Raw genomic sequence first — 2,336 nt, forward strand, 5'->3', positions numbered from 1 at the left:
CATGGAGTTCGTCAACGGCAACATCGCGCGCGAGGCCGGTCGCTTGATCGAGTGGCATGGAAGTTTCTGGGCCGATCGGTATCACCTGATCCCGATTTCCCCCGAGCCTGAAGCCTTGGTCGAGCGACTCCGGTATGTCCTCTCCAACACCGTCAAGGAGAATCTGGTCGCTCGGATCGCTGACTGGGAGGGTCTCCACTGCGCCGAGGCGCTGATCGACGGCAAGCCGATGATCGGCATGTGGTACGACCGTGCCCTCGAGTACGAAGTCCATCGCCAGGCCGAGCGGAAAGCGGCACGCAACGAGACCCCGGCCGAGCCGGTCAAACGTGGCGACTTCATGACCCCCTACGAGCTGAAGGTGGCGCCGCTGCCCTGCTGGAGGAACCTGCCGACGGCCGAGATCCGCAAGCGCGTGGCGCAAATAGTCGCCGAGATCGAGACCGCAGCAGCGGAGCTGCGCGAAGAGCTCGGCACCCACGTCGTGGGCATGGAGAAGATCCGCCATCAGAATCCCCTTGAGCGCCCGACACGGAGCAAGAGCTCGCCGAAGCCGCCATGCCACGCCGCGAGCAAGAACATGCGCGAGCGCTTCCGCCAAGCATACCGTGCTTTCGTCGCGTTCTTCCAGGAAGCCTCGCTCAAGATCAAGTTCGGCAACGTCACAGCGGCGATCTTCCCAAAGGGCAGCTTCCCTCCGAGTCTCCCGTTCGTCCGCAGTGGCGAGGAGTTCGACCCGCTGGCCGATGCCGGCGGCTCGCGGAGCTTCGCTGCTCTCTTCGCTGCTGCGACCTGAGGCCGTACTGCGGCCACGGTCGCCCTATCGAAGCGCTCGACTCTTTCGAATCTGCGCTTGCAGGCCAAGGTGCGCTTGTTGGTTTGTACATTACGAGAACTCCGCTCAGGAACGAGAATATGGTTTGTTCGGTGCTCGACAAGAGCTGTGACCTCGAGCCGCGGCGCGGCAAGTACTTAAAGAGAGCCCCGAATTATTCCAGAACTCGCTGGCCACCCAGGAACGAGAATATGGTTTGTTCCCCGCGACCGAGTTAGGTGGCACCTTAATTTCCTTAATTTCGCCCCGCTAAAAACTGCGCCTTTCAACCGAGTACGCTCAAGAGTTGTAGCAGCCAAGCTGGCTCCGGAGAAGTCTACATGGGAAAGATTCGCATCTGCCAGATTTGCATTTAGCAGGTTAGCGCGGGTGTGGTTTCCATACTGATCAAGCAGCGCGAACGGCTCTACTGAGCGGGCGTAGAGTGAGTTCTATCGCGGGTCCCCACCGATCGCTGAGGGCGAGCGCTCGCAACTGTACGATGTGCTGCCCCGTTTCCTCCTTCCACCGAGCGCCACAGCGCTTGAGGCGGAGCTCGAAGAGGCTCTTGCAGGTCGCCTCGACGTTGCCACTTCCGATAGCAAGGCCAAGCCTCCGGGCCCGCGCATAGTTCATCCGATCGGCCTCTTTGCCGTGATTGTCGAGATACGAAATCGCCGCGTGAACAGGGTTGTCGTCGGTGACACCTTCATCCATTCCCGATGCGATCAATTCTTCAAGGATCTCGATGGCACCGTGGTCTCGGTTCAGCAGCCTCAGCTTCCAGCGCTTCATTGTTTCGTCTTCCGTGCCTGCGTCGGCGATAACCTTGGCGGCGGCACTGAGCTTTGAAACCAGGTACGGAAAGTCCACGAGCTGCTCGATGTCTTCCTCGAACTTCTCTCTCGTGAACCCGCCCTCCAATAGATTCCACATCTCTGGGGCTCCGTCGCAAAGTAGCTGGATCCTCAGATCCGAGCGCTTACTTCTCAGCGTCGCCACATCGGCGACCAGGCGATTGCGCAGCCCAAGGATGTCCCCCTCGGGCATGCAGCCGTAGCGGATCGTATGAAGCGCTGCTCCGGTCTCGTCGTGAAGGGTCACGGTCCCGCAGTAGGCCATGCGGAACTTCCGTTCGACCGGCCGCTTCGGTGCTCCCTTCTTGGGTCGACCGACCGGCCGAGGCCGAGGCTCCTCCATGGGTATACTGACTCGATCGAGAGAAATGCTGATCGGGCTCGCCTTTTCTGGCACCTCGTAGGCGTCGATCGAGACATCCTCGATGTCCTCTCGATCAGCCACCGCGAGTGCTCCGACCAGGTGTCCCACCTTCTCGAAGCTCGAGCGCGAGTAGGGCAGCCGCCCAAACTCTCGTGCGCTTGCTTCCGCTTCACGCGATGTCCCTTGCTGCACCGCATGGGCCATGGCCCGCGCTGCGTTCGGAAGCCAGCCGTCCCCCACGACTCCCGACCGCAAGCTCACAGGGTCCACCACCCTTCCCCCAGGCTGGCCCCCGCGTTGG

3 protein-coding genes are annotated in these 2,336 nt (G+C 61.3%); 1 reads left to right on the forward strand and 2 read right to left on the reverse strand.

What is annotated here, in order from left to right; all coding sequences use genetic code 11:
- The coding region (locus GY769_11840) for a hypothetical protein (GenBank protein ID MCP4202613.1) at positions 1-796 on the forward strand (796 nt) is incomplete at its 5' end.
- 176 nt (positions 797-972) lie between these two features.
- On the opposite strand, the gene GY769_11845 is transcribed toward GY769_11840, so the two are convergent.
- Both GY769_11845 and GY769_11850 read right to left on the reverse strand, forming a co-directional pair.
- Positions 973-1,230 (reverse strand): pentapeptide repeat-containing protein, encoded by a 258-nt coding sequence (locus tag GY769_11845; protein ID MCP4202614.1) that lies wholly within the window; start codon positions 1,228-1,230, stop codon positions 973-975.
- The gene (locus GY769_11850; GenBank protein MCP4202615.1) at positions 1,223-2,296 is read right to left on the reverse strand and encodes an ISKra4 family transposase; all 1,074 of its coding nucleotides are present in this window, start codon (positions 2,294-2,296) and stop codon (positions 1,223-1,225) included. Before GY769_11850 ends, GY769_11845 begins: the two co-directional genes overlap by 8 nt.
- Between the last annotated feature and the right edge of the window lie 40 nt (positions 2,297-2,336).

The organism is bacterium, from assembly GCA_024224155.1.
Taxonomy (GTDB): domain Bacteria; phylum Acidobacteriota; class Thermoanaerobaculia; order Multivoradales; family JAHEKO01; genus CALZIK01.